The organism is Bacteroidia bacterium (assembly GCA_025056095.1).
GTDB lineage: Bacteria > Bacteroidota > Bacteroidia > JANWVE01 > JANWVE01 > JANWVE01.
The window spans coordinates 1-2,670 of record JANWVW010000294.1; the positions used below are offsets into that span (position 1 = coordinate 1).

A 2,670-nucleotide genomic window follows, 5' to 3' on the forward strand; every position below is an offset into this window, starting at 1 on the left:
CTATTATTTCAAATCATCTTCTCAAAAACCCATATTCATACACCTTAGGAGCGATCTTTTGGGCTAATGCCTCTAACCGCTGACGTAAAACCTCTATCAATTTGTTGTACCTCTCGTCCTCACTTGTACTTCTCATTCGCCCTTTTTCGTTCCTACCTTGAAAAAACTCACGAATATCATAAAGCGAAGCATTGTGCGAACATTCAGCTCTTTGCCACGTGGGCAGTTGGTTGAGCGTATCGTGGTATAAAATCCAAACTTGTTTGCCTGCCTCAAACACAGCTTGAGCCTCGAGAGAGAACATCAAAGGCGTAGTACGTTCTCTTTCAGTATCTAACAGCCTGCCATTGCCCTCGTATCGGATTTTCCCTGCTATGAAATCGGTCATAAAATGGCTCTCAAATTTGTTTTTGCAATGCACCTCCTCTTCCCGAAACGGTATCCAATGATTTGCGCCGTGTCTAGTGCTAATCCTGTTTTGCCCGTGAAACAACGTAAAAGCCAAACAATCGTTCTGAAATTCAACATCCTCATACCAACCCCCTTTGGGATAGAGAAACTGGTCGCGGTCATTGAGCCACGTAGCTTTGATGCAATGCCGAACCGCAAAATAAATACACCCTTGTAAAATGTTTTTTCCTACAAAACCATAATACGTTACGTGCCGTATGCCCTTAGAATTGCTGATATGCAAAAATTTATTGTTCTGAAAATCAGGTCCGCAAATACCCATAAAACCTACCACTCCTGCACTATCCCCATCCCTGTAGTCATACTGAATTATCCACTTATTAAGGCTCGCAGGCAAATCTCCGTAAAACACCTTCTTTTGCGTGATAGGCTCATTAGGTTCTGCAATATCGCATTCAATGCGTTGAATACGTTGTTTCTGGCTCAAGTCCCAAATCGTGAACCCTATCGGAAAATTTCCTTGTACATTATCAAAACTATTTGCCCTGACAATAAAACCTCTCAAGAACTTCGCCAAAAAATACTCCCTAAACTTGATAAAATTTGTACCTTGAATAAATTTCATTTTAGAGAATAATGCTAAAATGCAATTGGGTATTTCTTCATACACACGTGCCATAAACAGGGCAAAGACCTCGTTAGCAGCACTGCCTATCTTGTCTTTTAAGCGTTGGTTGTATCTGTAATTCTTGGCAACCCCTACCTTGTTTCTACCTGTCTGTGTAATGGTGCGTGCCGTTGTCGCCTCTGCATAAGGCGGATTGATGTAAATGATAAGTCTCTTTCGTTTGGTTTCATCGGTCAAGATTTCATACAAACTATCAGGCAATTTGCCACCCCTAGATCGCGGCAAAAACTCGTCATTCAAGAAATCAAACTGAAACACGTGTGCCTGCCAAAGGTTCGCGCCATTTGCTATCCTATCCCGCATCACATCTACATCTTGACGATCAAGCGTAGAAGCAAAAATGCGATCCCTGTTCACCAAACCCGCCAACAAGTTCCCCGTCCCCGCTGCACAATCCCATACATAATACTCATCCTGCCAATCTACCCCAAATACCTCAGCTAAATATGCCTGCGAAAGCTCTACCCAAACCTGCGGCGTGAAAAAACTCCCCTTCCGCTCCCGTATGTCCTGAGGCACAAGCAAGTCCCTACGAGTAACAATATAATCCCAATACTCTTGAGCAGGAGGACGCTCGTACCTATTCCAAAATCGCGTGTGTGCCACCTGCTTATCCTTGAAAAAACTCTTACTTGACGTGAAAAGTCCTATATCGTCTAATCTCCTATCCAATTCGTAATGATCTTTTTGCAAAACTACATAAAGGTTGTCTTTAATAGTCTGATTATCAGTAGAGAGCAAATCAGCAAGGTAGAAATCGGCATCAATGATGCCGTGCCTCTTTGCCCTCTCCCAATCAACAGCAATCGTGGGCTTAACACTTTGCAACCACTTGTTGTAAATGGTAATGAAATTATTTTTGTCAATACGGGTTTTGGTAATGCCTGCCAAAGTAAAAAGAAAATTTTGTTTGATGAAACTCCGCAGTTCGGTGTCATCACGCAGGAAATCAAACAACAAAGCCTTTTGGTCGATGATGGTTTTTACCTTTTCCGAGAGCAGTTTGAACTCTTTGGTTTCGTGGTTAGAGGGGGCAACGTTCCAATTAAAATCGTTTTGATAGAAAATACTTTGGATGTCGGCGTAAGGAAGGAAAGTGATTTGTCGGCAATCAAAGGCGCCAAGAAAAGCGGGAGGCAAATGGTCTTTGAAGGTGCGGGCTTTGCCGATGGTGAGTATAAGTTGAACAATGGCTTTATATAAATCTACCGAGCCTCGTTTGGCTTCTGCCCAAAGCAGGAAGGTCTGCTCAAAGAGGGGAGCACGCTCTTGAGGCAGGGCAACGCAAAAGTCAATATTGCCGATAACATTGGCATAGTCAAAATTAGGAAAATAATCTTGGGCTACTCTTATTTTTAGCTCCTCCTCACGTAAGTTAGGGGGATATTTCATAGGTGCTAATAATTCTACGTTTTGCCAAACTTACAAGCGAATTACGTTGCAAGATACAACAAAGTTGTGAAAGCGAATGAATTTTGTTTGTCTTGTGGCATTAGGATTGAGAGGGTAAGCCCTGTAAAGGCTCGGTGCAAGGCACCCAAACACAATAGAACCCTACAGCGCCTATACCC

Annotated in this window: 1 protein-coding gene; it reads right to left on the minus strand. The window is 42.7% G+C overall.

Going from position 1 to position 2,670, the window contains the following annotated elements:
* Positions 1 to 13 precede the first annotated feature (13 nt).
* The gene (locus NZ519_13535; protein ID MCS7029776.1) at positions 14 to 2,491 is read right to left on the minus strand and encodes a hypothetical protein; all 2,478 of its coding nucleotides are present in this window, start codon (positions 2,489 to 2,491) and stop codon (positions 14 to 16) included.
* Positions 2,492 to 2,670 lie beyond the last annotated feature (179 nt).

Bases quoted from the DNA above. Each gene is read 5' to 3' on its own strand.
- NZ519_13535 (MCS7029776.1), bottom strand. From the start codon at position 2,491: ATGAAATATCCCCCTAACTTACGTGAGGAGGAGCTAAAAATAAGAGTA.